Below are 827 nucleotides of genomic sequence, written 5' to 3'. Positions count from 1 at the left end.
ACGTACAACATTCCGGTGGCGGTGCGGTTGACCGGTGCTCTTGATGTGGGGGCGTTGGTGGCGGGGTTGGGGGATGTGGTGGCTCGGCACGAGAGCCTGCGGACGGTGTTCGGTGAGGACGACGGTGTGCCGTTCCAGCGGATCCTGTCAGCTGAGCAGGTCGACGCGGAACTGCCGGTTGAGGTCGTCGACGCCGGGGACGGCACTGCGATGGATGTGGTCGCGGAGGCTGCGGGACATCGATTCGACCTGTCGGTGGAGATCCCTGTGCGTGCAACGCTTGTGCGATGCGGCGAGAACCAGCACATCCTGGTGTTGGTGCTACACCATATCGCGGGGGACGGGGGTTCGTTGGCGCCGCTGGCCCGGGATGTGGCGGTCGCGTATGCGGCCCGCGCGGCGGGGCAGGCGCCCGGGTGGGCGCCGTTGCCGGTGCAGTACGCCGATTACACGCTGTGGCAGCGGGACCTTCTGGGGAGCGAGGACGATCCGGGCAGTGTGCTGGCCGCGCAGGTCGGGTATTGGAAGACTGAGCTGGAGGGGTTGCCCGACTGTATCGAGCTGCCTACCGATCGTCGGAGGCCGGCGGCGCCGAGTTACCGTGGCGGCACGGTGGGGTTCACGGTCGACTCGGAATTGGGTTCGCGGGTAGCCGAGTTGGCCCGCGGGTCGGGGGCGACATCGTCGATGGTGTTGCAGGCGGTGTTGGTGGTGTTGCTTCGCAGGCTCGGTGCCGGGTGCGATGTTGCGATCGGTGGGCCGATCGCGGGCCGTACCGACGAGGCGTTGTCCGGGTTGGTGGGACGAGGCGTTGTCCGGGTTGGTGG

Annotated in this window: 1 protein-coding gene; it reads left to right on the top strand. The window is 68.1% G+C overall.

Annotation, left to right across the window (positions count from 1 at the left end; translation table 11 throughout):
- Nucleotides 1-15: 15 nt before the first annotated feature.
- The coding region (locus AC1DWT_RS51630) for a condensation domain-containing protein (protein ID WP_477926325.1) at nucleotides 16-827 on the top strand (812 nt) is incomplete at its 3' end.

It is taken from the genome of Rhodococcus sp. P4_B6 (assembly GCF_056402215.1).
The sequence above is the reverse complement of the archived record's forward strand: the minus strand, read 5'-3'. Positions and strand labels throughout refer to the sequence as shown.